The organism is Agromyces sp. Marseille-Q5079 (assembly GCF_051016555.1).
Taxonomy (GTDB): domain Bacteria; phylum Actinomycetota; class Actinomycetes; order Actinomycetales; family Microbacteriaceae; genus Agromyces.
The window spans coordinates 31,236-56,481 of sequence record NZ_JBPEJF010000009.1; the positions used below are offsets into that span (position 1 = coordinate 31,236).

The 25,246-nt window shown below is 67.9% G+C and carries 23 protein-coding genes and 2 tRNA genes; 15 read left to right on the forward strand and 10 right to left on the reverse strand.

Annotated features, from left to right (window positions below; all coding sequences use genetic code 11):
• Positions 1-242 precede the first annotated feature (242 nt).
• The 10 genes from dnaA (at position 243) to ACR3IO_RS17030 (ending at position 11,015) form a co-directional block, all read left to right on the forward strand.
• The gene (gene dnaA, locus ACR3IO_RS16985; protein ID WP_434072531.1) at positions 243-1,598 is read left to right on the forward strand and encodes a chromosomal replication initiator protein DnaA; all 1,356 of its coding nucleotides are present in this window, start codon (positions 243-245) and stop codon (positions 1,596-1,598) included.
• 453 nt (positions 1,599-2,051) lie between these two features.
• Positions 2,052-3,206: a DNA polymerase III subunit beta gene (dnaN, locus tag ACR3IO_RS16990; RefSeq protein ID WP_434072408.1), complete on the forward strand. Its 1,155-nt coding sequence runs from the start codon at positions 2,052-2,054 to the stop codon at positions 3,204-3,206.
• A gap of 94 nt (positions 3,207-3,300) precedes the next feature.
• Complete coding sequence (gene recF, locus ACR3IO_RS16995; RefSeq protein WP_434072409.1) at positions 3,301-4,602, forward strand: DNA replication/repair protein RecF; 1,302 nt, start codon at positions 3,301-3,303, stop codon at positions 4,600-4,602.
• Entirely contained in the window at positions 4,595-5,095 is a 501-nt protein-coding gene (locus ACR3IO_RS17000; protein WP_434072410.1) for a DUF721 domain-containing protein, read from the forward strand. The genes recF and ACR3IO_RS17000 overlap by 8 nt, the downstream gene beginning before the upstream one ends.
• A gap of 123 nt (positions 5,096-5,218) precedes the next feature.
• Positions 5,219-7,231 (forward strand): DNA topoisomerase (ATP-hydrolyzing) subunit B, encoded by a 2,013-nt coding sequence (gene gyrB / locus ACR3IO_RS17005; RefSeq protein ID WP_434072411.1) that lies wholly within the window; start codon positions 5,219-5,221, stop codon positions 7,229-7,231.
• Between the two features lies 1 nt (position 7,232).
• Positions 7,233-9,821, forward strand: coding sequence for a DNA gyrase subunit A (gyrA, locus tag ACR3IO_RS17010; RefSeq protein ID WP_434072532.1), 2,589 nt, complete (start codon positions 7,233-7,235; stop codon positions 9,819-9,821).
• Between the two features lie 6 nt (positions 9,822-9,827).
• A complete protein-coding gene (locus ACR3IO_RS17015; protein ID WP_434072412.1) occupies positions 9,828-10,232 on the forward strand; it encodes a DUF3566 domain-containing protein in 405 nt (134 codons plus the stop codon).
• A 65-nt stretch (positions 10,233-10,297) separates the two neighbouring features.
• Positions 10,298-10,371 (forward strand) — tRNA-Ile (locus tag ACR3IO_RS17020).
• Positions 10,372-10,412: 41 nt separating this feature from the next.
• Positions 10,413-10,485, forward strand: a tRNA-Ala gene (locus ACR3IO_RS17025).
• 86 nt (positions 10,486-10,571) lie between these two features.
• The gene (locus tag ACR3IO_RS17030) at positions 10,572-11,015 is read left to right on the forward strand and encodes an NUDIX hydrolase (RefSeq protein WP_434072413.1); all 444 of its coding nucleotides are present in this window, start codon (positions 10,572-10,574) and stop codon (positions 11,013-11,015) included.
• Between the two features lie 187 nt (positions 11,016-11,202).
• Here ACR3IO_RS17030 and ACR3IO_RS17035 read toward each other — a convergent pair whose 3' ends face one another.
• Both ACR3IO_RS17035 and ACR3IO_RS17040 read right to left on the reverse strand, forming a co-directional pair.
• Entirely contained in the window at positions 11,203-11,454 is a 252-nt protein-coding gene (locus tag ACR3IO_RS17035; RefSeq protein WP_434072414.1) for a hypothetical protein, read from the reverse strand.
• A 613-nt stretch (positions 11,455-12,067) separates the two neighbouring features.
• Positions 12,068-12,592, reverse strand: a complete 525-nt coding sequence (locus tag ACR3IO_RS17040; RefSeq protein ID WP_434072415.1) for a DNA helicase — start codon at positions 12,590-12,592, stop codon at positions 12,068-12,070.
• Between the two features lie 120 nt (positions 12,593-12,712).
• On the opposite strand from ACR3IO_RS17040, the gene ACR3IO_RS17045 reads away from it, so the two are divergent.
• Both ACR3IO_RS17045 and ACR3IO_RS17050 read left to right on the forward strand, forming a co-directional pair.
• The gene (locus ACR3IO_RS17045) at positions 12,713-13,252 is read left to right on the forward strand and encodes a peptidylprolyl isomerase (protein WP_434072416.1); all 540 of its coding nucleotides are present in this window, start codon (positions 12,713-12,715) and stop codon (positions 13,250-13,252) included.
• A gap of 7 nt (positions 13,253-13,259) precedes the next feature.
• Positions 13,260-14,117 (forward strand): rhomboid family intramembrane serine protease, encoded by an 858-nt coding sequence (locus ACR3IO_RS17050; protein ID WP_434072417.1) that lies wholly within the window; start codon positions 13,260-13,262, stop codon positions 14,115-14,117.
• A 144-nt stretch (positions 14,118-14,261) separates the two neighbouring features.
• Here the strand turns inward: ACR3IO_RS17050 and ACR3IO_RS17055 are convergent, their stop codons facing one another.
• Positions 14,262-14,501 (reverse strand): cell division protein CrgA, encoded by a 240-nt coding sequence (locus tag ACR3IO_RS17055; protein ID WP_434072418.1) that lies wholly within the window; start codon positions 14,499-14,501, stop codon positions 14,262-14,264.
• 71 nt (positions 14,502-14,572) lie between these two features.
• Here ACR3IO_RS17055 and ACR3IO_RS17060 point away from each other — a divergent pair, with 71 nt between their 5' ends.
• Genes ACR3IO_RS17060 through ACR3IO_RS17070 form a run of 3 tightly spaced genes read left to right on the forward strand, consistent with a single transcriptional unit; the run spans position 14,573 to position 16,193 of the window.
• Positions 14,573-15,391, forward strand: a complete 819-nt coding sequence (locus ACR3IO_RS17060) for a class E sortase (RefSeq protein WP_434072419.1) — start codon at positions 14,573-14,575, stop codon at positions 15,389-15,391.
• 2 nt (positions 15,392-15,393) lie between these two features.
• On the forward strand, positions 15,394-15,552 hold the full coding sequence (locus ACR3IO_RS17065) for a hypothetical protein (protein WP_434072420.1): 159 nt from the start codon (positions 15,394-15,396) through the stop codon (positions 15,550-15,552).
• The gene (locus ACR3IO_RS17070) at positions 15,549-16,193 is read left to right on the forward strand and encodes an anthranilate synthase component II (RefSeq protein ID WP_434072421.1); all 645 of its coding nucleotides are present in this window, start codon (positions 15,549-15,551) and stop codon (positions 16,191-16,193) included. The genes ACR3IO_RS17065 and ACR3IO_RS17070 overlap by 4 nt, the downstream gene beginning before the upstream one ends.
• A 97-nt stretch (positions 16,194-16,290) precedes the next feature.
• Here ACR3IO_RS17070 and pknB read toward each other — a convergent pair whose 3' ends face one another.
• The 7 genes from pknB to ACR3IO_RS17105 all read right to left on the reverse strand — a co-directional run bounded on the left by pknB (position 16,291) and on the right by ACR3IO_RS17105 (position 25,216).
• Positions 16,291-17,970, reverse strand: coding sequence for a Stk1 family PASTA domain-containing Ser/Thr kinase (gene pknB / locus ACR3IO_RS17075; RefSeq protein WP_434072533.1), 1,680 nt, complete (start codon positions 17,968-17,970; stop codon positions 16,291-16,293).
• Between the two features lie 102 nt (positions 17,971-18,072).
• On the reverse strand, positions 18,073-19,800 hold the full coding sequence (locus ACR3IO_RS17080; protein ID WP_434072422.1) for a protein kinase domain-containing protein: 1,728 nt from the start codon (positions 19,798-19,800) through the stop codon (positions 18,073-18,075).
• On the reverse strand, positions 19,797-21,254 hold the full coding sequence (locus ACR3IO_RS17085; protein WP_434072423.1) for a peptidoglycan D,D-transpeptidase FtsI family protein: 1,458 nt from the start codon (positions 21,252-21,254) through the stop codon (positions 19,797-19,799). The genes ACR3IO_RS17080 and ACR3IO_RS17085 overlap by 4 nt, the downstream gene beginning before the upstream one ends.
• A complete protein-coding gene (locus tag ACR3IO_RS17090; RefSeq protein ID WP_434072534.1) occupies positions 21,251-22,585 on the reverse strand; it encodes an FtsW/RodA/SpoVE family cell cycle protein in 1,335 nt (444 codons plus the stop codon). The genes ACR3IO_RS17085 and ACR3IO_RS17090 overlap by 4 nt, the downstream gene beginning before the upstream one ends.
• 85 nt (positions 22,586-22,670) lie before the next feature.
• Entirely contained in the window at positions 22,671-23,903 is a 1,233-nt protein-coding gene (locus ACR3IO_RS17095; RefSeq protein ID WP_434072424.1) for a PP2C family protein-serine/threonine phosphatase, read from the reverse strand.
• Positions 23,904-23,906: 3 nt separating this feature from the next.
• Complete coding sequence (locus ACR3IO_RS17100; protein ID WP_434072425.1) at positions 23,907-24,482, reverse strand: FHA domain-containing protein FhaB/FipA; 576 nt, start codon at positions 24,480-24,482, stop codon at positions 23,907-23,909.
• Positions 24,479-25,216 (reverse strand): FhaA domain-containing protein, encoded by a 738-nt coding sequence (locus ACR3IO_RS17105; protein ID WP_434072426.1) that lies wholly within the window; start codon positions 25,214-25,216, stop codon positions 24,479-24,481. The genes ACR3IO_RS17100 and ACR3IO_RS17105 overlap by 4 nt, the downstream gene beginning before the upstream one ends.
• Positions 25,217-25,246: the final 30 nt, after the last annotated feature.

Consider the following 25,246-nt stretch of genomic DNA (forward strand, 5'->3'; position numbering starts at 1 on the left):
CCGTTTGAGACCAGTTATCCCCAGCCTTGAGCGCGGAATCTCGCGGTTCGCCCCGAATCTGCCCACAACCAGTGGATAACACTGTGAATACTTCATCTCGTGCCGCTTGCTCCGTCGATCGGGGGATCGACGAGTGGCCGACGAGAGCACCGAGATAGCGGGGAACGATGACCGAACAGCCCATCACCGATACATGGGCCACGGTCCTCGAGCGACTCTCGAATGACGAGACGATCACGCCGATGCTGCAGGGATTCCTGAATCTGGTGGAGCCGAAGGGCATCGCAGCGGGCACGTTCTACCTCGAGGTCCCGAACGACTTCACCGGGAGCATGCTGAACCAGCGCATGCGGGTGTCGCTGCTCTCGGCGATGAGCGCGATCGAGGCGCCGACTCCGGTCACCTCGTTCTACGTCGTGGTGAATCCCGAGCTCGAGGAGTCAAGGGCGCCCGACTCCGATGCGTTCTCGGGGCAATCGCTTCCGAGCGCCGTCGACCGGGTCGACCTGCCCGCTTCGCCGCAGTCGGTCTTCGAGAACACGAGCCCCGACCGCCCGGGCGACACCCGACTCAATCCGAAGTACAGCTTCGACAGCTTCGTCATCGGCCAGTCCAACCGGTTCTCGCACGCGGCCGCGGTCGCGGTCGCGGAGGCGCCGGCGAAGGCGTACAACCCGCTGTTCATCTACGGCGACTCCGGCCTGGGCAAGACGCACCTCCTGCATGCGATCGGTCACTACGCCATGACCATGTATCCCGGCATCCGCGTTCGGTACGTCTCGTCGGAGGAGTTCACGAACGACTTCATCAACTCGATCGCGAACAACCGCGGCTCGCTCTTCCAGCAGCGCTACCGTAACATCGACATCCTGCTGATCGACGACATCCAGTTCCTGCAGGGCAAGGCGGAGACGCAGGAGGCGTTCTTCCACACCTTCAACACGCTGCACGACCACAACAAGCAGGTCGTGATCACGAGCGACGTGCCGCCGAAGCACCTCACCGGCTTCGAGGACCGCATGCGCAGCCGGTTCGAGTGGGGCCTCATCACCGATGTGCAGGCGCCCGACCTCGAGACGCGCATCGCGATCCTCCGCAAGAAGGCGCAGTCCGAACGACTCCAGGTGCCCGACGAGATCCTCGAGTACATGGCGACGAAGGTCTCCAGCAACATCCGCGAACTCGAGGGCACCCTCATCCGGGTCACCGCGTTCGCGAGCCTCAACCGGGCGCCGGTCGACATGCCCCTGGTGCAGACGGTCCTGAAGGACCTCATCACCGATGACACCGACAACGTCGTCGCACCGGTCGACATCATCACGGTCACGGCCGACTACTTCAAGCTCACCGTCGACGACCTGTACGGCTCGAGCCGCTCGCAGGCCGTCGCCACCGCGCGGCAGATCGCGATGTACCTCTGCCGGGAGTTGACGAGCCTGTCGCTTCCGAAGATCGGGCAGCTGTTCGGCAATCGCGATCACACCACCGTCATGTACGCGAACAAGAAGATCTCGGAGCTCATGAAGGAGCGCCGCTCGATCTACAACCAGGTCACGGAGCTGACCGCGCGCATCCGCCAGACGAACCGATACCGCTGATCGGATGCCGCGCCGGCACGTTCGACCGTCGGTCGAAGCCCGTCGAACGCCCCCGGAATCGCCCGATCGCGGCATCCGGCGCCGAAACCCACACCTGTGGACAGCTTGTGGATTGTTAACGAGCAACCGCCTGAACACTGTGCACGGCTCGAACATGCCTGTGGAGAACTGCAGACACCGTGCAGATATGCCGGCATCGCCTGCGGAGTGAATCCACACACCGTGCACAGATGCGATGGGCTCCGATCGGCACCATTCCGGGGATCTCCGAACACCATCCACAGTTTCCACAACGGTTAACACCGTTAAGAGAACTTGTTAATCCCAGAGGGCCCGACAACATCGACGGTCGAGAGCGCTCGTCGCGTCGAAGCGGAGGAATCCGCACCGCACCCGGCACCACCCTGCGGATAGCATGGGAGCCATCCTCAGCACCTCCACGACGGGAGAACCGTGAAGTTCCAGGTCAACCGCGACGTCTTCAGCGAAGCCGTGTCGTTCGCCGTGAAGCTCCTGCCGCAGCGCACGACGCTCCCGATCCTCTCCGGGGTGCTCATCCAGGCGAACGAAGACGGACTCGTCCTCTCGTCCTTCGACTACGAGGTCTCCTCGCAGACCGAGATCCAGGCCGACGTCGAAGAGACCGGCACGGTGCTCGTGTCGGGTCGTCTCCTCGCCGAGATCGCCGGTCGCCTTCCGAACGCGCCCGTGCGCATCGCGACCGAGGAGTCTCGCATCTCGGTCAGCTGCGGTTCCGCGAGCTTCACGCTGCTGTCCATGCCGGTCGAGGAGTACCCGTCGATTCCCGAGATCGGCGAGCAGTCGGGTGTCGTGCCAGCCGAGGAGTTCGCGGCCGCCGTCGCCCAGGTCGCCGTCGCCGCCTCTCGCGACGACGTCACGCCGGTCATCACGGGCGTCCAGCTCGAGGTTCGGGAGAACAACCTCGGCCTGGTCGCCACCGACCGGTATCGCGTCGCGGTCCGGGAGATCGAGTGGGACGGCGGAACCGTCGCCTCCGATTCGGGCGACACCGTCACCGCGCTCGTGCCGGCGCGCACGCTGCAGGAGGTCGGCAAGACCTTCGGGCACTCCGGCACCATCTCGGTCGCGATCACGAGTCGCGACGACCGCGAACTCATCGCGTTCAGCGCCGACAAGAAGACCGTCACCAGCCTGCTCATCAAGGGCAACTTCCCGCCCGTGCGTCGACTCTTCCCCGAGACGGTCGAGAACTACGCCGTGATGAACACGGCCGAGCTCATCGAGGCGACCCGTCGTGTGGCCCTCGTGCTCGAGCGCGAGGCCGCGCTGCGCTTCACGTTCTCGGCCGACGGACTCACCCTCGAGGCGATCGGCAGCGAGCAGGCCCAGGCGCAGGAGACGATCGACGCCATCCTGACCGGCGACGACACGGTCGTCTCGCTGAAGCCGCAGTTCCTGCTCGACGGCCTCGGCGCCGTCAACTCGGAGTTCGTGCGCATCTCGTTCACGAAGACCGAGAACCCGAACAAGCCGGGGCCGGTCCTCATCACGAGCCAGACGTCGCGCGAGCAGGCGGGCGCCGACACCTACCGCTACCTGCTGCAGCCCAACCTGCTGCTGCGCTGACCCGCTCAGGGCGATCGAGATCCGAGCGGATGCCGCGCTCGGAATGTCGTGGGCCGTCGGTAGCGTTGACTCGTTCGACGCGAAGGGAACCGGAATGCATGTCGTTCGGCTCTCGTTGACCGACTACCGCAACTACGCACGCGCCGAGCTCACGCTGGGTCCCGGCACGACCGTCTTCGTCGGTCGCAACGGGCAGGGCAAGACCAACCTGGTCGAGTCCATCGGCTACCTCGCCACGCTCGGCTCGCATCGCGTCTCCTCCGACCAGGCCCTGGTCAAGGCCGGTGCGGATGCCGCGATCGTGCGCGCACTGCTCGCGCACGCCGAGCGCGAGGTGCTCGTCGAACTCCAACTCAATCGCACCGGCGCCAATCGCGCGCAGCTCAACCGGTCCCCGGTGAAGACGCGCGAGCTCCCTCGATATGCGCACAGCGTCCTGTTCGCGCCAGAAGACCTCGCGATCGTCCGTGGCGAGCCGTCGGTGCGCCGCCGGCTGCTCGATGAACTCCTCGTGCAGCGCACGCCGCGCCTCGCGGGCGTCATGTCCGACTACGACCGGGTGCTCCGTCAGCGAAACACGCTGCTCAAGAGCGCGCGGGCCCGAGGGCTGGCGGCTGACAAGCTCACCACGCTCGACATCTGGGACGAGCGTCTCGTTCAGCTCGGCTCCGAGCTCATCGACCGCAGGGTCGCCCTCATCGGCGAGCTCGCCGGACCGCTCGCCGACGCCTATGCGTCGATCGTCGACGCCGACCACGCGCCCACCCTGCGCGCGATGCTCTCGATCGACGGTGCCGACCCCGACGCCGAGGCATCCGTCGACGAAGCGACCCCCGTCGATCCCGCCGGCGTCGCGTCGTCGTCCACCACGGCCGCCCGGTTCACCGAGGCACTCCGGGTCCTGCGCGCGAAGGAGCTCGAGCGCGGGATCACGCTCGTCGGCCCGCATCGCGACGACCTCCTGCTCATGCTCAACTCGCTTCCGGCCAAGGGGTACGCCAGTCATGGCGAGTCCTGGTCGTTCGCGCTCGCCCTCAGGCTCGCATCGGCCGAACTCCTGCGTCGAGACTCCGCCACGGGCGATCCGGTGCTCGTGCTCGACGACGTCTTCGCCGAGCTCGATCGTGCTCGCCGCGAACGTCTCGCCGCCGCGATCGGCGACTACGAGCAGGTGCTCGTCACGGCCGCCGTGCTCGAAGACGTGCCCGAACGCCTGGTCGCCCGCGTCATCCGCATCGATGCGGGCCGGATCCTCGATGAGCCGGTGGGCGGGCCGACGACGGAGCCGGTGTCCGGCCCTGCCCCGACTGCAGACCCCGACCCAGACCCCGACCGCGATGCCGCAGAGCCGAGCGAGCCTGTCGAACATGCGAACGGGGGTGGCGGTGATGCCTGAGACGCCGAACGAGTCCGAGTCCCTCCGCGTCTACCAGCACTTCCGCGAGGTGTTCGGAGGGCAACCACGGGCGACCAGCGCAGCACGCGCCCGTCGCCGCGCCCGTGAACGGCCCGGCGGCGAGCCGTTCACGCCGGGTCGCGACCCCAAGCCGCTGGGCGCGGCGATCGACGGCCTCACCACGCAGCTCGGCTGGGCGGCCCCGCTCTCGCAGCACGAACTGCTCTCGTCGTGGCCGTCGATCGCCGGCGACGAGATCGCGGCGCACTCCGAGCCCGTGACCATCGAGCACGGCGTGCTGCAGGTGCGATGCGAGTCCACGGCGTGGGCGACGCAGCTCAGGCTGCTGCGCGCGGACCTGGTCACCAGGATCCTCGACCGGTACCCCGACGCCGGGGTCGAGAGCATTCGCTTTCAAGGGCCGGATGCCCCCACCTGGAAAAGGGGTCCCAGATCGATTCCAGGGCGTGGTCCACGCGATACCTACGGTTGAGACGGCAAATTCGGTCACCCCGCCCGCGACATCGCCTGAGATCGGCGCTTTCCGATCGTTCACGTGCATCGGTTTGATAGGATCGAGAGTCGCTTGAACGACGGTTTGGAGCCCGATTCACCCATGACAGCGGAACCGACGAAGGCCGAGAGCGCGCCTGAATACGGCGCGGATGAGATCCAGGTTCTCGAGGGCCTCGAGGCGGTCCGCAAGCGGCCGGGAATGTACATCGGCTCGACCGGCCCGAGGGGCCTCCACCATCTCGTCTACGAGATCGTCGACAACTCGGTCGACGAAGCGCTCGCGGGCTACGCCGACACCATCGACGTCACCATCCTGCCCGACGGCGGCGTGCGTGTCATCGACAACGGCCGCGGCATCCCGGTCGGCATCCACAAGACCGAGGGACGCTCGACCGTCGAGGTCGTGCTCACCGTGCTCCACGCCGGCGGCAAGTTCGGCGGTGGCGGCTACGCCGTCTCGGGCGGCCTGCACGGCGTCGGCTCGTCGGTCGTGAATGCCCTGTCGACGCGCCTCGATGTCGAGGTCAAGCGCGAGGGCCACGCCTGGCGCCAGTCGTACAGCGTCGGCGTGCCCGACGCGCCGCTCTCGCAGGACGAGGCGAGCGATGAGACCGGCACGACCATCACGTTCTGGCCGAGCCCCGACATCTTCGAGACGACCGAGTTCGACTACGAGACGCTGCGAACCCGCTTCCAGCAGTACGCCTTCCTCAACAAGGGCTTGCGCATCACGTTGACCGACCTCCGGGCCGGCCACGACGAGGTCTCCCTCGAGGACACCGCAGAGCACGAGTCGGATCCCGCGGCGCCGCGGACCGACACGTTCCTCTACGAGCGCGGCCTCGTCGACTACGTCGAGTACCTCAACCGCTCGAAGAAGAACGACGTCGTGAACGACGAGATCATCTCGTTCGAGTCCGAGGACCCCGAGCGCAAGATCGCGCTCGAGGTCGCCATGCAGTGGACCACCTCGTACTCGGAGTCGGTGCACACCTACGCGAACACGATCAACACGCACGAGGGCGGCACCCACGAAGAGGGCTTCCGCGCCGCACTCACGACTCTGGTCAACCGGTACGCCCGCGAGAAGAACATCATCAAGGAGAAGGACGACAACCTCTCCGGCGACGACGTTCGCGAGGGCCTGACCGCGGTCATCTCGGTCAAGCTCGGCGAGCCGCAGTTCGAGGGCCAGACGAAGACCAAGCTCGGCAACACCGAGGCGAAGTCCTTCGTGCAGAAGGTCACGGCCGACCAGCTCGGCGACTGGTTCGAGCGCAACCCGACGCAGGCGCGCGAGATCATCCGCAAGGCGATCCAGGCCGCGACGGCACGCCTCGCGGCGCGCAAGGCGCGCGAAGCCACCCGCCGCAAGGGCCTGCTCGAGTCCGGCGGCATGCCGGGCAAGCTCAAGGACTGCTCGTCGAAGGACCCCTCGGTCTCCGAGATCTTCATCGTCGAGGGCGACTCGGCCGGCGGCTCCGCCGTGCAGGGCCGCAACCCCGAGACGCAGGCCATCCTCCCGCTCCGAGGGAAGATCCTGAACGTCGAGAAGGCCAGGCTCGACCGTGCACTCGCGAACGCCGAGGTGCAGGCCATGATCACGGCCTTCGGGGCCGGCATCGGCGAGGACTTCAACACCGACAAGGCCAGGTACCACAAGATCGTGCTCATGGCCGACGCCGACGTCGACGGCCAGCACATCACGACCCTGCTGCTCACGCTGCTCTTCCGCTACATGCGGCCGCTCATCGAGTTCGGCTACGTGTACCTCGCGCAGCCGCCGCTGTACCGCCTCAAGTGGACGAACGCCGAGCACGAGTACGTCTACTCCGACAAGGAGCGCGACGCGCTCCTCGTCGAGGGCCAGGCCAGGGGCTGGCGCATCCCGAAGGACAACGGCGTGCAGCGCTACAAGGGTCTCGGCGAGATGAACCACCAGGAGCTGTGGGAGACCACGATGAATCCCGAGACCCGCACCCTGCTGCAGGTCACCATGGACGACGCGGCTGCTGCCGACGAGATCTTCTCGACCCTGATGGGCGAAGACGTCGAGAGCCGCCGAAACTTCATCCAGAAGAACGCGAAGGACGTGCGTTTCCTTGACATCTGATGTGATCGAGCCCGGCGTGGGCGGCGACGACACCAACGGCGGCCACGGCATCCACGGGCGCATCGACCAGGTCGACCTGCAGCTCGAGATGCAGCGCTCCTACCTCGACTACGCGATGAGCGTCATCGTCGGGCGCGCGCTGCCCGACGTGCGCGACGGCCTCAAGCCCGTGCACCGCCGCGTGATCTACGCGATGTACGACGGCGGCTACCGCCCCGACAAGGCGTTCTCCAAGTGCGCCCGTGTCGTCGGCGACGTCATGGGCCAGTTCCACCCGCACGGTGACACGGCCATCTACGACGCGCTCGTCCGTCTCGTGCAGCCGTGGAGCCTGCGCTACCCGCTCGCACTCGGGCAGGGCAACTTCGGCTCGCCGGGCAACGACGGCGCCGCCGCCCCTCGATACACCGAGACCAAGATGGCTCCGCTCGCGCTCGAGATGGTGCGAGACATCGAGAAGGAGACCGTCGACTTCCAGGACAACTACGACGGTCGCACGCAGGAGCCGTCGATCCTGCCCGCGCGGTTCCCGAACCTGCTCGTCAACGGCTCGGTCGGCATCGCGGTCGGCATGGCCACGAACATCCCGCCGCACAACCTGCGCGAAGTGGCATCCGGCGCCCAGTGGTACCTCGAGCACCCCGAGGCATCCCGCGAGGAACTGCAGGAGGCGCTGATCCAGCGCATCAAGGGACCCGACTTCCCGACCGGTGCGCAGATCCTCGGCGTCAAGGGCATCAACGACGCCTACCGCACCGGCCGCGGCTCGATCACCATGCGGGCGGTCGTCTCGGTCGAGGAGCTCCAGGGCCGCACCTGCCTCGTCGTCACCGAACTGCCCTACCAGGTGAACCCCGACAACCTGGCGATCAAGATCGCCGACATGGTGAAGGACGGCAAGCTCAGCGGCATCGCCGACATCCGCGACGAGACGTCGGGTCGCACCGGCCAGCGCCTCGTGCTCGTGCTCAAGCGCGACGCCGTCGCCAAGGTCGTGCTGAACAACCTCTACAAGCACACCCCGCTGCAGGAGAACTTCGGCGCGAACATGCTCGCGATCGTCGACGGCGTGCCCCGCACCCTCTCGATCGACGGCTTCATCGCGCACTGGGTCGACCACCAGGTCGAGGTCATCGTGCGCCGCACGCAGTACCTGCTGCGCGAGGCCGAAGCTCGCATGCACATCCTCCGCGCCTACCTCAAGGCGCTCGACGCGCTCGACGAGGTCATCGCGCTCATCCGTCGGTCGCCGACAGTCGAGGAGGCCCGCGACGGGCTGATCGACCTGCTCACGATCGACGAACTCCAGGCCCGGGCCATCCTCGAGTTGCAGCTCCGTCGGCTCGCAGCTCTCGAACGCCAGAAGATCATCGAAGAGGCCGAGAAGCTCGAGCACGAGATCGCCGACTACCGCGAGATCATCGCGTCGCCCGAGCGGCAGCGCACGATCATCTCCGAAGAGCTCGCCGAGATCGTCGACAAGTACGGGGACGACCGGCGCACCCAGATCATGCCCGGCTTCGACGGCGACATGTCGGTCGAAGACCTGATCCCCGAGGAGGAGATGGTCGTCACCGTCACGCGCGGCGGGTACGTCAAGCGCACGCGCAGCGACAACTACCGCTCGCAGCACCGCGGCGGCAAGGGCGTGAAGGGCGCACAGCTCCGAGCGGATGACGTGGTCGAGCACTTCTTCGTGACCACCACGCACCACTGGCTGCTGTTCTTCACGAACATGGGCCGCGTCTACCGCGCGAAGACCTACGAGCTGCAGGAGGGCGGCCGCGACGCGAAGGGCCAGCACCTCGCGAACCTGCTCGAGCTCCAGCCCGACGAGCAGGTCGCCGAGATCCTCGACATCCGCGACTACGCGGTGGCGCAGTACCTCGTGCTCGCCACGCGCGAGGGCCTCGTCAAGAAGACCGACCTGACGGCCTACGACACGAACCGCTCGCGCGGCGTCATCGCGATCAACCTGCGCGAGGGCGACGAGCTCGTCTCCGCGATGCTGGCCGACGAGAAGGACGAGATCCTCCTCGTCTCCCGCAAGGGCATGTCGCTCCGCTTCAAGGCCACCGACGACGCCATCCGGCCCATGGGTCGCTCGACCTCGGGCGTGAAGGGCATGTCGTTCCGCGAGGGCGACTCCCTGCTCGAGGCATCCGTCGTCCCCGCGTCCGTCGAGATCGACGATGCGGCGATCGACTCGGATGACGCGGTCGGCGACGGCCCGTACGTCTTCGTCGTCACCGAGGGCGGCTACGCCAAGCGCACGAATGTGGCGCAGTACCGCCTTCAGAATCGAGGCGGAATCGGCATCAAGGTCGCGAAGCTGTCCGACGATCGAGGCGACCTGGCAGGCGCGCTCATCGTCGCCGACGGCGACGAGGTCCTCGTGGTTCTTGCCAGCGGCAAGGTGGTACGCTCTGACGTCGCCGAGGTTCCCGCCAAGGGCAGGGACACGATGGGCGTCGTCTTCGCGAAGTTCGCCGTCGACGACCGCATCATCGCGATCGCGAAGAATTCCGAACGGAATCTCGTGGAGGAGGCCGCAGAGACCGATGCGGTCGAGGTCACGGGAGAGGAGTAGTCGTCTATGAGTAGCGTCGCAGAGAAGCTCGCACGCAAGTCCAACCGCCGACCCGCCGCGAAGCAGGTGCGCCTGCGCCTGGTCTACATCGACTTCTGGTCGGCAGTGAAGCTGTCGTTCCTGATCGCCGTGGCCCTTGCCGTGGTCGGCATCGTCGTCACGTTCCTGGTGCACACGGTGCTGAGCTCGACCGGCATCTTCGAGAACCTGAACTCGCTCGTGCAGGACGTCGCCGGCGCCGGCACCGACCTGACGTCCGTGCTCTCGCTCGGCAACGTCATGGGATTCGCCATCGTCGCGGCGCTCCTCAACCTGGTCGTCACCACGGCGCTCGGGGCGATCCTGGCCGTGCTGTACAACCTGAGCGTCAAGATCACGGGCGGAATCCTCGTCGGATTCACGAACAACTGATGCGCTTTTCGGCTCGATTCGGATATTGCCGAACCTTCAGGTAGTCTTTCCTTCGGCCGAAATTCGGGGATATAGCTCAGGCGGTTAGAGCGCTTCGCTGATAACGAAGAGGTCCGAGGTTCAAGTCCTCGTATCCCCACTCCACAACTCCACACCCAGGATGCCCACGGCATCCGATCCGGGGCCTTAGCTCAGTTGGTAGAGCGCCTGCTTTGCAAGCAGGATGTCAGGAGTTCGAATCTCCTAGGCTCCACGGTCTTCTTCTTCAGGCGTGCATTCACGCCAGCCTCGTTCGGTTCCGCTCGTGATCCGTCGGGTCTCAGCGGTTACAGTGTCCGGATGGACATTCGCATCGCCGCGTACGGGGTCATCATCCGCAACGGAGAGATCCTGCTGTCCCATTGGAACGAGCACGGGCGCTCCGGATGGACGCTCCCGGGCGGCGGCATCGAGGGCGATGAGCACCCGTCTGCGGCGGTCGTACGCGAGATCCGCGAGGAGACCGGCCACGAGGCATCCGTAGACCGTCTCCTCGGCATCGACACGATGGTCGTACCGGCGGCGAAGCGGCTCAAGGGCTCGGCCCCGTTGTACGCGATGCGCGTGATCTACCGAGCGCACGTGACCGGCGGCGAGCTTCGCAACGAGGTCGGAGGATCGAGTGACGAGGCACGATGGGTGCCGCTCGATGAGGTCTCGTCGCTGCACCGGGTGAGCCTGCTCGACATCGGGCTGCGCCTCGACGCGGCTGAGCCGGCCGACGGGGTTCCGCCGGTCGGCTGAAACCCGCTCGCGTGCGATCCGGACCCCGCACCGAGGACGTCGGTGATGCGGGCTCCGCGTCGCGCGCGAGGGGCGCGTTCCACGGTTCGTGCGAGGTGCGAGGTGTGAGGCACCCGCACGGACCAAGAACGGCCGAGACGACCGTTCCCGATCCGTGCAGGTGCGTGGTGTTCGGCTGCGGCGCACATCAGGCCATCGGGCTTCCGAGCGTGTGCAGCTGCACCAGGAGATCACCATGGGCCTCGGATGCGGCCCGCGCCGTGTGACGGCGCAGCAGCACCGTCTCGGGCGTGCGCAGTGCTTCACGTCGACGGCTCCACGCGAGGAGCGCGAGGCCGAGACGTCGTGCGACGCGATCCTGGAGGTCCAGGTGTCGGGGTTGATAGTAGCTGCTGCGTCCCGCGGTGGGGCGAGCGGCCGTGAGGGTCGTGGAGTTCACGATCGGTTCCTTTGTTCGGTGGTGCTGGGTGAGGTTCCGCACGACGTCGTCGGCGGGGGAGGGTCTCTGGACGGATGCCGCATTCCAGGCCCCGGAGCGGCGGCCGAGCGGCGGACGGAATCGCCGAAGCCGTATCACGGCACGCGTGAGCGAACCGTAGACGGCGGGCGGGAAGGCGCGGTCGGATGGACCGGAGTTCAGAGGGTTCGGACGGTCCGTGCCGGTCGGTCGACGTTCGACCTGTCCGCGGCGGGAACCGGGAGCCCGACCTCTTCAGGCGGGATGACGTTCACGCCCGAGGCGTGTGACGTCGAAGCGGCTCAGCCGGCCGCGGGCACGAGGAGGAATCCGATGTGCCGATCAAAATCGATGTGCTTGTTCATGGGACTCAACTCCTCTCGTGTTCTGGTGAGTATCACCGAAATGAAAACATAGCGGGAGATTCACAGGTTGCGCAAGCACCGAACGCGAATCCGTCTCGAATTCAGTGGCAGCCCTGAGAAGAACGGGTGCGGGGACGACGAAGGCCCCGCACGTGTGCGGGGCCTTCGGGGTCGAACATCGACCGGAACTCCGCCAGGCATCAACCTGCCGGAGCTTCGGGCGTGGCGCGTCAGAGTGCGGGTGAGGAGCCCGCGCCGGGTGCCGGCTCGTCGTCGGCGACCCAGAGTTCGTCGTCGGCTCGGAAGGTCTGCCAGACCGCGTACGCGATGCCGGCGGCGATGGTGATGCCGGCGACGACGGCCAGGGAGCCGCCGAAGCCGAGCCCGCTCTTCTTGGCGGGGGCAGGGGCGGCGGCGGGTGCGACACGCTGCAGCGCGCGTCGCACGCGGGTGTCGTTGGCGATGTCGCCGATCGACAGCACCGAACCCAGCGCCGAGCCGGCGGCGCGCTCCAGCGAGTCGCCTGCAGTGGATGCGAGTTCCTTCGCCTGGCTCAGGCGTGGACGGACGTAACCCTGGTAGCCGGACCGGACGCGGGGCACCACCTCTTCTTGCGAGAGTGCCTTGAGCTGGCGAGTGACCTCGCGTGCGACCTCGTTCGCGCGGTCGATCACGAGCTGTTGGTCCCCCCACAGATCTTCGGCACTACTGCGCAGCCGCTTGAGTTCTTTCTGGCGCTTGCGTGACAGGCTCATCTCGACCCTCCATCGATGTGCAGCGAATCACTCCATCTTGCCATCGAATGAGCTGGAAGCGGGGTGGGAGTCGTAAACCCGTATTCCCCTTGACGAATCAGTGCGTGACAGAATATGGGAATGCCGATTCACACCGCAGTCGCGACCCTCAACACCAACCTCGGACCGATCAAGGTCGACCTCTACGGACACCACGCACCGAAGACGGTCAAGAACTTCGTCGGTCTCGCGACCGGCGAGATCGAATGGACCCACCCGGCCACGGGCCAGAAGTCGAACGACCCGCTGTACGACGGCGTCGTGTTCCACCGCATCATCCCCGGTTTCATGATCCAGGGCGGCGACCCGCTCGGCCAGGGCATCGGCGGACCGGGCTACCAGTTCGACGACGAGATCAACCCCGAACTCGACTTCACCGAGCCCTACGTCCTCGCCATGGCGAACGCCGGCATCCAGGGCGGCCGCGGCACCAACGGCTCGCAGTTCTTCATCACCGTCGGCCCCACCACCTGGCTGCAGGGCAAGCACTCCATCTTCGGCAAGGTGACGGATGCCGACAGCCAGGCCATCGTCGACAAGCTGGCGTCCGTTCCGACCGACGGCCGCGACCGTCCGCTCGACGACGTGGTGATCGAGAGCATCACTGTCGAGCAGGTCTGATCCACCGGTGAGCGATGCCGGCGCGCAGCGCGCGAACTTCTGCTACCGGCATCCCGACCGTCAGAGCTTCGTGCTCTGCCAGCGCTGCGGGCGCACGGTGTGCGGCGAATGCCAGACACCGGCGCCCGTCGGCGTGATCTGCCCGGAGTGCATGCGCGAACAGCGCGCCTCCGCGCCTCGCACCAAGCCCGCGTTCTTCGCCCGTGTGGGTGCGGCGGCGGGCCGCGGTGCACCCGTCGTCACGTATTCCCTCATCGGCATCTCCGTGGTGGCGTACGTGTTCCAGTGGTTGCTGGGGCCTGTGGTCGCGACCTACCTCGCGTTCACGCCCCAGGCGATGTCGGTCGACACGTACGAGCCGTGGCGGGCGCTCACGAGCGTCTTCCTGCACGGCTCGATCCTGCACCTGCTGCTGAACATGTACACCCTGTGGCTGTTCGGACAGCTCCTCGAGTCGATGCTCGGCCGCTGGCGCTTCCTGGCGCTCTACCTGATCAGCGGGCTCGCCGGCTCGGTGGGCGTGGTGCTGCTCGCCGCGCCGCTCGGCTGGGTGCTCGGTGCCTCCGGCGCCATCTTCGGACTCATGGGCGCGTTCGTCGTGATCCAGCGGCGCCTCGGCGGCAACCTCACGCAGCTCTACATCCTGCTCGCGATCAACCTCGGCATCGGGTTCCTGCCGGGTGCGAACATCTCGTGGCAGGCGCACCTCGGCGGGCTCGTGGGCGGTGCGCTGGTCGGCCTCATCTACCTCGAGACGCGGTCACGTGCCCGTCGGGGCATGCAGATCGCCCTGCTCGCGGCGCTCGTGGTCGTGCTGATGGTGCTCGGCACGGTCGTGGCCGACCTGAAGCTCGACGCACTGTAGTTATCCACAGGTCCCTCCACAACTGGGGAGAGAGTTACACCCGTGTAATTGTCGACGCCCGGGCGGTCGGCCCGAGTGCACCGGACACGCAGAAAGACGAGCGGATGCCGCATCCGCTCGTCTTCTGAAGGTGTGTGGTTCGGCTCAGCGCCAGCGCGTCGTCATGAGGAAGCCGATGAAGGCGATGCCGAAGCCGATGAGGATGTTCCACGAGCCGAGGTCTGCGATGGGCAGCTTGCCCTGGCTCACGTAGAACAGGATGATCCACGCGAGTCCGAGCAGCATGAAGCCGAACATGACGGGCTTGAACCAGACCGGGTTCGGGGCTTCTTCGCCGCTCGTCTGCTCCGCGCGCGCGGGCTTGGGGGATTTCGTACGTGCCATGCGGGTGATTCTAGCCGAGAGCGGGCAGGACTCACAGCCGAGGGTGCCGCGGGACCAATAGAATCGAGCCCATGTCCGATCCGGAGCTCGAGGGGCCTCGTCGCGCGCGCGGGCGCGACGACGCGCAGCGAGCCAAGCCCCGGCACCGGGTCAGCGTCGTCGGCGTGATCGGCGAGCTGCTGCTCACCGCCGGCGTCTTGATCCTGCTGTTCCTCGGATGGCAGCTGTGGTGGAACGACGCGATCATGGCGAGCCAGCAGGCGACCGCGGCATCCGAGCAGAGTGCGGAATGGGCCGAGCAGGCCCGCGCGCAGCAGAGCGGCGAGCCTGCGCCGAAGCCCGAGGACTACGGCGAGCCCGTCGTCGGGCCCGCGGAGTACCCGAACGGCGAGGCGTTCGCGGTCATGTACGTGCCGCGGTTCGACGCGCCAGGCACCCATGACTCGGTGCGCCAGATCGCCGAGGGCTACGGACTCGACGTGCTCAACAGCTTCGAGACCGGCGTCGGCCACTATCCGGGCACGCAGATGCCGGGCCAGGTCGGGAACTTCGCGATCGCGTCGCACCGGAGTGCCTACGGCGGCGGCATGCACGAGATCGAGCAGTTCCAGCTCGGCGACCCGATCTACATCCAGACGAAGGACGGCTGGTACACGTACCGTTTCCGCGACTTCGAGTACGTCACACCCGACACGGTCGACGTGCTCGCCGCGGTGCCGCACCGTCCCGACCTGCAACCGACCGATCGCGTCATCACGTTGACGACCTGCAATCCGCTGTACTCGACGGCCGAGCGCCTCGTCGCCTACGGCGTGCTCGACGCCTGGCAGCCGGCTTCCGCCGGTCCGCCGGCCGAGATCGCCGACATCGTCGCAACCTGGGGGTCCTGAACATGTACGGAGCGCTGTGGCGCGTACTGCCCGGACCCGTCTGGTTGCGCCTCATCCTGCTGCTGATCCTGATCGCAGCCGCTGTCTACGCCCTCTTCACGTGGGTGTTCCCCTGGGTCGACGGCATCGTCAACCCGATCGACGTCACGGTGGACCAATGACCCGAATCCTCGTCATCGACAACTACGACAGCTTCGTGTACACCCTGAACGGGTACCTGCAGGAGCTCGGCGCCGACACGGAGGTGCTGCGCAACGACGCGTTCCCCGTGTCCGAGGTCGCCGAGCGCATCGCCCGGTACGACGCGGTGCTCGTCTCGCCCGGGCCCGGCAAGCCGTCGGATGCCGGCGTCTCGATCCCCACGGTGCACGCGGCCCACGCGGCGGGCATCCCGCTGCTCGGCGTCTGCCTCGGACACCAGGCCATCGCCGAGGCGTTCGGTGCCGTCGTCACGAACGCCGAGGAGCTGATGCACGGCAAGACGTCGAGCATCACGCACGACGGCAGCGACTTCTACCGTGGCGTGCCACAGCCGTTCACGGCGACCCGGTACCACTCGCTGGCGGTCGTCGATGAGACGGTTCCGTCCGACCTGATCGTGACGAGCCGTACGCAGGGCGGCGTCATCATGGGTCTCCGGCACGAGAGTGCGCCGATCTTCGGCGTGCAGTTCCACCCCGAGTCGGTGCTCACCGAGGGCGGCTATCGCATGCTCGGCAACTGGCTCGCCGTCGCAGGACTGGCGGATGCCCCGGAGCGGGCCGCCGGACTGAACCCGCTGCTGCGCGCGACTGCCGGCTGAACACAGGCGACCGAGCCGGTGGGCCCATGCGATCGCTGCCGGCGGTCGCCCGACCGCTCTGCCGAGGGTGCTCAGCCGAGGGTGCCGCGGAGGGTGCTCAGCCCGCGCAGTAGGTGAGTTCGACCTCGGACCGCTGCGGCACGTCTCCCGGCGGGAGGGACTGCTGCGTGACCGGGGAGCCGGGCTGCGAGGCGCACGCAGGGTCGGGCTTCGGCACCGGCGTGAGCTGCAGGTTCTCGGCGGACAGGTAGGACGAGGCCGCCTCGAGGGTCTGGCCGGTGAGGTCGGGGAGCGTGACCGATCCGTTCGAGATGTCGAAGTTCACGGTCGAGCCGACCTCGACCGAGGCTCCGGCCTCGGGCGAGGTGCCGAGGACGATGTCGGCCGCCACGGTCGGTGAGGTCTGCCTGGTCTCGGTGCCCGGCTTGAGCCCCGCTGCCTCGAGGTCGGCCTTGGCCTGGTCGAGGGACTTGTTGCGCACGTCGGGCACGGACACGGCCTCGCGACCGGTCGAGACGAAGACGGTGATCGGCGTGTTGACGTCGACGATCTCGCCGGCCGGGGGATCGGTGTGCGTCACGTTGCCGGCGGCGATGTCGTCGCTCGTCTCGTCGACCCGCGTGGCCGAGAGCCCGAGCTCCTGCAGCTGATCGACGGCGTCTTCGTACGTGGTGTCGGTGAACGCGGGGACCTCGCGCGCGTTGGAGGGGACCTCGACCGTGGGTTGCAGGTTGAACGCCCAGTACATGACCGCCACGACGATGACGATCACGCCGATGATGCCCGACCAGATCCAGATGGCCGGCGGGCGGCGCTGGGTTCGGGCCATCGTCTCGTCTTCGGTCAGCTGGCGCAGCGCCAGCTCCGACGTGGAGAGTGAGCCCGTGGGGGTGGTGCCGAAGAACGCGTTGGCCTCGTCGGGCGCCTGGTGCACCGGGACGCGACCGGATGCCGCGGTGTCGATGTCGGCACGGAACTCGGCGGCGGTCTGGTAGCGGCCCTCGCGGGTCTTGGTGAGCGCGTGCATCACGACCGCGTCGAGCGCAGGGGACACGCGCGGGTTGATGACGCTCGGCTTGACGGGCCGTTCGCTCACGTGCTGGTAGGCGACGGCAACGGGCGTGTCTCCGCGGAACGGCGGCCGACCGGTGAGCATCTCGAAGAGCACGACGCCGGTGGAGTAGAGGTCGGTGCGCGCATCGACCGTCTCGCCCTTGGCCTGCTCGGGAGAGAAGTACGAGGCGGTGCCGAGGATCGCCGTGGTCTGGGCCACCGTGGTGGAGGAGTCGGAGACGGCACGCGCGATGCCGAAGTCCATCACCTTCACCTGGCCGGTGGTGGTGATCATGATGTTGCCGGGCTTGATGTCGCGGTGCACGACACCGGCTCGATGGGAGTACTCGAGCGCGGTCAGCACGCCGTCGATGACGCGCACGGCAGCGGCCGGCTCGAGGGGGCCGTCGTGGATGATGTCCTTGAGCAGGCGCCCCTCGACGAATTCCATGACGATGAAGGGCAGCTGCACCTCGTGACCGGATGCATCGGTCACGGTCTCCTCGCCCGCGTCGAACACGCGCACGATGGTCGGGTGCGCCATGCGCGCGGCCGACTGGGCCTCCTGGCGGAACCGCATGCGGAACGCGGGATCGGTCGCCAGTTGCGGCTTCAGCAGCTTGATGGCGACCTGGCGCCCGAGCCGGGTGTCCTGACCGACATGGACGTCGGACATGCCGCCACGGCCGATGAGCTGACCGACGCGGTACCGCTCGGCGAGCATCCGTCCTTCGTCAGTCACGTGTGGTCAGTCCCTCTCGTTCGCATCGGCCCGCACTGGATGCCGGCGGAAGCCCTGGTTCCCGTCGGGGAACCAGGGGCGTCGTCAGTTCGTCTCGGTCTCGGGCTCGGGCTCGGCAGCGGGGTCTTCGTCTGCTGCGGCGACCGTCGCCGACGACTCGGGCGAGGTGCCCGAGCTCAGCTGGCCGCAGAAGTAGAGGTACGACACGGTGACGGTGTCGCCCTCGGCCGCGTCGGCGTTCACCGTGATCGAGACGTTCGTCGCGCCGGCGCCGAGCGGAGGTGCCGCGGAGGCCGGGCCGCCGACGTTCACCTGGTAGCCGGACAGGGTCTGGCCGGCCGGGCAGGTGGCTGCGGGCCACGAGACCTCGATGGACCCGCCGGGCAGGACGGTCGTCGGGGTCAGGGTGGGTGCCGCAGGCGTGGTGGGGGTCTCAGGCGCCGCGTAGTACGTGATGGTGACCTCGGACCCGATGGGGACGGGGCCGGTGGGGTTCACGTCGTAGACGATGCCCGTGCCGGACGGGTCGGTCGCAGCCTTGCCCTCGACGGCGTTCGCCTGCATGCCCAGCTCGCTGAGCTTGGCGCGCGCGTCGTCGGAGGAGAGGCCGACGAAGTCGTCGGGATTGATCTGCGCGGTCGTCGGCGCCTCGCTCGTGGGCGGCGGGGTGCTGGCCGGCGTGCTGGGCGGCGTGCTGCGCGTGCTGGCGGTGCTGCTGCTCGGGGTCTCCTTGCCGCCGCCGCCGTTCGAGGCGAGCGCGATGATCGTGCCGATGAGCACGATCGCGAGGATGGCGATGAGCACGATGAGCGGCCAGGTCCAGGGACTGCGCTTCTTCTCCTCGGGCTCGCCCTCCTCCTCTTCGCCGGGGGCGCCGGTGGGGAGGACGGTGGTCGCCGTGGTGGCTCCGGCCTGGGGCATGAGCATGGTCGCGGCGGTCGCTGCGCCGGCGAGGCCGAGCACTGCGGGAACGGCCACGGAGGCGCCCTGCACGTCGCCTCGGCGGAGGGCCGACGCGGCGCGTGCGAGATGGGCCGCCGTCTGCGGGCGCTCGGCCGGGTTCTTCGCGATGCACGCGTAGACGAGGTTGCGGACCGGCTCGGAGACGGTCACGGGAAGGTCGGGCGGCGTCTCGTTGATCTGCGCCATCGCGATGGCGACCTGGGACTCGCCGGTGAACGGTCGACGACCCGCGAGCGCCTCGTAGGCGACGATGCCGAGCGAGTAGATGTCGGTCGTCGGCGACGCCGGGTGACCCGAGGCCTGCTCGGGCGAGAGGTACTGCACCGTGCCCATGACCTGGCCGGTCGCGGTGAGCGGCACCTGGTCGGCGATGCGCGCGATGCCGAAGTCGGTGATCTTCACACGGCCGTCGGGCGTGATGAGCAGGTTGCCGGGCTTGATGTCGCGGTGCACCAGGCCCGCGGCGTGTGCGGCCTGCAGGGCATTGGACGTCTGGGCCACGATGTCGAGCACCTTGTCGGTGGACAGCACGTGCTCGCGCTCGAGGATCGTGGAGAGCGCCTCGCCCGGAACGAGTTCCATGACGAGGTAGGCGCTGCCCTCCTCTTCGCCGTAGTCGAAGACGTTGGCGATGCCCTCGTGGTTCACGAGTGCCGCGTGGCGCGCCTCGGCGCGGAAGCGCTCGAGGAAGCCCGGATCGCCGAGGTACTCGTCCTTCAGGATCTTGATGGCGACCTGTCGGCCGATGACGAGGTCTGTGGCCTGCCACACCTCGCCCATCCCGCCGATCGCGATGCGGGATTGCAGCTCGTAGCGCCCCCCGAAGGTGAGCCCTGCGCTCGGTCTCATTTGTTCAGCACCGCCTCTAGTACCTGCTTTGCGATGGGTGCGGCGATGAGATTGCCGTACCCCTCCTGACCAAGTCCCCCGCCATCCTCCACGAGTACCGTGATCGCATACTGAGGGTTGTCCGCGGGGGCAAAACCGGTGAACCACAAGGTGTAAGGGTCATCCTCGCCGTTCTCCGCTGTACCCGTCTTACCGGCCACGCTGACGCCGTCTATTCTTGCATTACTCGCGGCCCCGGATTCGACGCCGTTGGTCATCATCTCGGTCATGGTCCTCGCCGTGTCCTCGCTGATGGCCCGTCCGAATTCCGACGGCTCGAACTCCTGCAGTGGCGTGAAGTCGGGTGCGGTGATCCCGTCGACCAGGTTCGGGTTCATCACGATGCCGCCGTTCGCGATCGCGGCCGACACCATCGCCATCTGGAGCGGGGTCGCGCGCACCGTGTACTGGCCGAACGCCGTCAGCGCGGTCTGCGGCTCGTCGAGGCCGCGCGGGTAGACGCTCGGCTCGGTCGCCGTCGGGATCTCGAACTCGTGGTTGAAGCCGAACTTCTCGGCCTGCTCGCGGATCGCATCGTCGCCGAGCTCCATGCCGAGTTCGGCGAACGGGATGTTGCACGAGAACCGGAGCGCGTCGGCGAGGGTCACGGTGCTCCCGCCGTCGCCGCAGGTTCCACCGCCCGAGTTGATGACGACGGAATCGGTGCCGGGGAGGGTGAGCGTGCCCGGGTTCGGGAACGTGCTCTCGGGCGTGTAGCGGCCCGACTCGAGCGCGGCGGCGGTCACGACCAGCTTGAACACGGATCCGGGCGGGTTCATGTCGCCGCCGGTGGCGCGATTGATGAGCGGATCGCTGGGATCCGCGAGGAGACCGTCGTAGGTCGCCTGCACCTCGGCCGTGTTGTGGGAGACGAGGGCGTTCGGGTCGAACGTGGGCTTGGTGACCATCGCGAGGATCTTGCCCGTCGACGGCTCGGTGACGATGACCGCGCCCTGGTAGTCGCCGAGCGCGTCCCAGGCCGCCTGCTGGGCGACCGGGTCGATCGCGACGTCGACCGAGGCGCCCATCGGGTCCTGACCGGAGATGAGGCGGTTGATCTTGTCGAAGAACTGCGAGGACGCCTGCCCGCTCAGGTAGTCGTTGAGCGAGCTCTCGAGCCCGGTCGCCTCGCCGTTGACAGGGATGTAGCCCGTGACCGCCGCGTAGAGCGGGCCGTTCGGGTACACGCGGAGGAACTTGTAGTCGTCATCGGACGGCTGCGAGAAGGCCACCGGCGTGCCGTCGACGAGGATCGGGCCCCGCTCCACCGAGTAGCTCTCGTACAGCGTGCGGGAGTTGCGCGGATCCGATGCGAGCGTGTCGGCCGCGAAGTACTGCACGATCGTCGTCGAGACGAAGAGCGCCGTGAACATCAGCAGGGCGACGATGCTGACGCGCTTGAGTTCTCGGTTCATCCGTCGATCACCAGCCTCGGGTGGTTGCGGACCGTGTCCGAGAGTCGCAGCAGCAGCGCCACGATGATCCAGTTCGCGACGAGGGAGGAACCACCGGCCGCGAGGAAGGGGGTCGTCAGGCCGGTCAGGGGGATCACGCGGGTCACGCCGCCCACGACGATGAAGACCTGGAGCGCGACGACGAAGGCCAGGCCCACGCCGAGGAGCTTGCCGAAGTCGTCCTGCCCGGCGAAGCCGATGCGGAACCCGCGGGCCACGAGCAGCACGTAGAGCGCGAAGATCGCGAACAGCCCGGCGAGGCCGAGTTCCTCCCCGAGGCTGGCGATGATGTAGTCACTCTGCGGGACCGGCGTGATGTCGGGGCTGCCGCGGCCCCATCCGGTGCCGATGAGACCGCCGTTGGCGAGCCCGAAGAGCCCTTGCACCAGCTGGTAGCTTCCGCCTGGGTCCGCGTTGTAGCGGGCGTCGCTGAAGGGCTCCAGCCAGTTCTGGAACCGCGCGTGGACGTAGTCGAGCGTCTGGCTGGCGATGAGGGCGCCCGCGAGGAACATGGAGAGTCCGAGCACGACCCACGAGAGGCGGCTCGTCGCCACGTAGAGCATGACGAGGAACAGCCCGAAGTAGAGCAGGGCGGTGCCGAGGTCGCGCTGGAACACGATCACGGCCATCGACAGGGCCCAGACGATGAGGAGCGGACCGAGGTCGCGCGCCCGCGGGAATCGCATGCCGAGGAACTTCGTGCCCACCATCGACAGCGAGTCGCGGTTGCGCACGAGGTAGCCGGCGAAGAAGACCGCGAGGGCGATCTTCGCGATCTCACCGGGCTGGAACGTCGCGAACGAGCCGACGCTGATCCACACGCGGGCGCCGTTGATCTCCTGGCCGATGCCGGGCACGAGCGGCAGGAGCAGCAGGACGATCGCGACGAGGCCCGAGAGGTAGGTGTAGCGGAAGAGCACCCGGTGGTTGCGGATCAGCAGGATCGTGGTGATCGCGGCGATGATCGCGATGGCGCTCCACGCGATCTGGCGCACGGATGCGCTCTCCCAGCCGGTCTCGCCGAACGCGATGTCGATGCGGTAGATCTGGGCGATACCGAGCCCGTTCAGCACGGTCGCGATGGGCAGCAGGAAGGGGTCGGCGTCACGCGCGACGAAGCGCATGACGACGTGCAGGCCGAACACCAGCACCGAGAGCCCGGCGCCCAGCAGGACGAGCTGCGTGTCGATGTGTCCGAGTGCGCCGAGCTGCACGAGCACGATCGCGCTCGCGTTGATGAAGCAGGCCACGAGCAGCAGCCAGAATTCGAGGTTGCGCAGGCGCTGCGGCATCCGGATGCGACGGATGCCGTCGGGCGGCGTCGCGGTCGGCTGCGGGGTCGGCTGCGGGGTCGCGGCGATGCGGCCGGTGGCGGCGTCACTCAAGGGACTCCTCCAATCTGGCCACGATCTGGGTGGCGTCGGCGAGCGATCCGGCACTGATCGTCTTCTCGACGCGCTGCTGGTCGTACGTGCGCAGGTCGGCCATGTCGATGCTCGTCTCGCGGTACAGCTCGTGCAGCGAGATCGGACCGAGATCCTGCTGGATGCCCTGGTAGATCGCCACGCGGCCGTTCGACTCGCCCACGTAGTACCGCGTCTGCGTCCACTGGTAACCGAGAGCCACGATCGCGACGATGGCCGCGACCAGGGCGAAGATCCAGAAGCCCCAGACCCAGCGGCGACGACGGCGCCGGCGGGCATCCTCTTCGATGATCTCGTCGAAGTAGTCGGCCGAGTCGGGCTCGAAGTGCGTCTCTTGCACCGGATGCGGCCGGAACGGCGCCAGTCGGATGGCCCTGGCCCGCACGGGCTCGGACGGGGCACCGAAGGCGAGCGGGGCGGCGGCGGAGCCGACCACGAGCGGCGGCGTCGCAGGAGCAGGCGGATCGCCGATGTCGAGCACGACGACGGTCACGTTGTCGGGGGCGCCGCCGTCGAGCGACGCCTTCACGAGGCGGTCGGCGACCTGCTTCGCGCCGGCCTCGGCCGACAGCTGCTCGAGGATCTCGTCGAACGAGACCACGCCCGAGAGCCCGTCGGAGCAGATCAGCCAGCGATCGCCCGGACGCGTGTCGAGCAGCATGGAGTCGATCTCGGGGGAGGCCTCGACGTCGCCGAGCACGCGCATGAGCACCGAACGCCGGGGGTGCACCATCGCCTCCTCGGCGGTGATGCGGCCGGCATCGACGAGACGCTGCACGAACGTGTGGTCGATGGAGATCTGGCTGAGCTCGCCTGAGCGCAGCAGGTAGATGCGGGAGTCGCCGATGTGGGCGATGATGACGCGGTCGCCGTGGAGCAGGATCGCACTCGCGGTGGTGCCCATGCCCGTGAGCTCGGAATGCTCGGACACCGTCTCGGCGAGGCGCCGATTCGCGGCGATGAGCGCGCCCTCGAGTGCGGCGGAGGCCTCGGGCGCGGAGGCGTAGTCGCCGTCGGCCTCGGCGACGCGCTGCGTGACGATCGCGCTGGCGACGTCACCGCCGGCGTGGCCGCCCATGCCGTCGGCGACGAGGAACAGCCGTCGTCCGGCGTAGCCGGAGTCCTGGTTGTTCGCGCGGATGCGCCCGACGTGCGAGACCGCGGCGCTCGCCTTGACCGAGACCATGGCCTACCGCCGCAGCTCGAACGTGGTCGCTCCGACCTTGATGGTGGCTCCGATGGGGATGGGCACGGGGGCGGTCACCCGGACCCCGTCGAGGAAGGTGCCGTTCGTGGAATCCAGGTCCTGGATCATCCAGCGCCCGCTCCACAGCATCATGCGCGCGTGGTGGGTCGACGTGTAGTCGTCGCGGATGATGATGGCCGAGTCGCTCGAGCGGCCGATCGTGATCTCGTCACGGCCGAGGGGGAACTCCGTGCCCGCCTTCTGGCCGCTCGTGATGACGAGCTTCGAGGGCGTGTCGGAGCCGCCGGAGGTCGCGGTGCGGGTCGCCGCGCCGGCTGCGGCGCCGCCCATCGCCGCGCCCGCGGCCGCGGCGCCGCCGGCCGCCGCCGGTGCGGGCGACGCGGACGGCGACGGGAACGCCGGCGCGGGCGCCGGCGTCGAGCTCACGGAATCCGTCTGGAGCTTGCGCACACGCTGGCCGAAGAGGTCGCTGCGCAGCGCGTACACGATGGCGAAGATGAAGCCCCACAGCAGGAGGAGGAAGCCCAGTTGCAGGACCAGCAGCGTGAGTTCGCTCATTCGGCCGGCCCCCAGAAACCGCCGAGATCGTGGCGTTCGGTGGCCGGATCGGCGCGGGGCGCGGGGGACGCGGCTTGGGCGAGCACCCGGAACACGATACGCGAGCGGCCGATGGTGATGACCGCGTCGGGTTCGAGGATCGCCTCGGTGACGCGCGCGCCGTTCAGCTGCGTGCCGTTCGTGGAGCCGAGGTCGCGCACGCGCGCACGCGAACCGTCCCACTGCACCTCGGCATGGCGACGCGATGCGCCGGAGTCGTCGATCGTGACATCCGCCTCGCTGCCGCGCCCGATGACGGTGCGGCCCTTGATGATCGGATGCCGCGTGCCGCCGATGTCGAGCACGGGCGTCCAGGCGACCTGGCCCTTGACGTTGCGCGAGTCGACCTGCACGAGGCCCTCGGCCAGGCTCTCGTCGCTGACGAGGTCGATCGTGATGCCGCCGGCGAACTGGAAGCGCTGGCTCGCCGCGTGCTTCTGCACGAGGTCGACGAGCTCGTCGGTGAGCGCGGGACCGAGGCCGGCCATGCGCGCGTGATCGGCCGGCGACATCCGCACGCGGAACTGGTTCGGCACGAGGACGCGGTCGCGTGAGACGACCGCCGCCTTCGTGTCGATCTCCCGCTTCAGTGCCGCGGTGATCTCGACGGGCTGCAGCCCCGATCGAAAGGTCTTCGCGAAGGCGCCGTTGACGGCGCGTTCGAGACCTTTCTCGAAGTTGTCCAGTAGGCCCACAGGTCTCCCGATCCGGTTCCGTAGATTGCT

Excerpts from the sequence above, each read along its gene's own strand:
- dnaA (WP_434072531.1), top strand. The coding sequence starts at position 243 with ATGCTGCAGGGATTCCTGAATCTGGTGGAGCCGAAGGGCATCGCAGCG.
- recF (WP_434072409.1), top strand. The coding sequence starts at position 3,301 with ATGCATGTCGTTCGGCTCTCGTTGACCGACTACCGCAACTACGCACGC.
- ACR3IO_RS17000 (WP_434072410.1), top strand. The coding sequence starts at position 4,595 with ATGCCTGAGACGCCGAACGAGTCCGAGTCCCTCCGCGTCTACCAGCAC.
- gyrB (WP_434072411.1), top strand. The coding sequence starts at position 5,219 with ATGACAGCGGAACCGACGAAGGCCGAGAGCGCGCCTGAATACGGCGCG.
- ACR3IO_RS17015 (WP_434072412.1), top strand. The coding sequence starts at position 9,828 with ATGAGTAGCGTCGCAGAGAAGCTCGCACGCAAGTCCAACCGCCGACCC.
- ACR3IO_RS17030 (WP_434072413.1), top strand. The coding sequence starts at position 10,572 with ATGGACATTCGCATCGCCGCGTACGGGGTCATCATCCGCAACGGAGAG.
- ACR3IO_RS17040 (WP_434072415.1), bottom strand. The coding sequence starts at position 12,592 with ATGAGCCTGTCACGCAAGCGCCAGAAAGAACTCAAGCGGCTGCGCAGT.
- ACR3IO_RS17045 (WP_434072416.1), top strand. The coding sequence starts at position 12,713 with ATGCCGATTCACACCGCAGTCGCGACCCTCAACACCAACCTCGGACCG.
- ACR3IO_RS17055 (WP_434072418.1), bottom strand. The coding sequence starts at position 14,501 with ATGGCACGTACGAAATCCCCCAAGCCCGCGCGCGCGGAGCAGACGAGC.
- ACR3IO_RS17060 (WP_434072419.1), top strand. The coding sequence starts at position 14,573 with ATGTCCGATCCGGAGCTCGAGGGGCCTCGTCGCGCGCGCGGGCGCGAC.
- ACR3IO_RS17065 (WP_434072420.1), top strand. The coding sequence starts at position 15,394 with ATGTACGGAGCGCTGTGGCGCGTACTGCCCGGACCCGTCTGGTTGCGC.
- ACR3IO_RS17070 (WP_434072421.1), top strand. The coding sequence starts at position 15,549 with ATGACCCGAATCCTCGTCATCGACAACTACGACAGCTTCGTGTACACC.
- pknB (WP_434072533.1), bottom strand. The coding sequence starts at position 17,970 with ATGCTCGCCGAGCGGTACCGCGTCGGTCAGCTCATCGGCCGTGGCGGC.
- ACR3IO_RS17080 (WP_434072422.1), bottom strand. The coding sequence starts at position 19,800 with ATGAGACCGAGCGCAGGGCTCACCTTCGGGGGGCGCTACGAGCTGCAA.
- ACR3IO_RS17085 (WP_434072423.1), bottom strand. The coding sequence starts at position 21,254 with ATGAACCGAGAACTCAAGCGCGTCAGCATCGTCGCCCTGCTGATGTTC.
- ACR3IO_RS17090 (WP_434072534.1), bottom strand. The coding sequence starts at position 22,585 with ATGCCGCAGCGCCTGCGCAACCTCGAATTCTGGCTGCTGCTCGTGGCC.
- ACR3IO_RS17095 (WP_434072424.1), bottom strand. The coding sequence starts at position 23,903 with ATGGTCTCGGTCAAGGCGAGCGCCGCGGTCTCGCACGTCGGGCGCATC.
- ACR3IO_RS17100 (WP_434072425.1), bottom strand. The coding sequence starts at position 24,482 with ATGAGCGAACTCACGCTGCTGGTCCTGCAACTGGGCTTCCTCCTCCTG.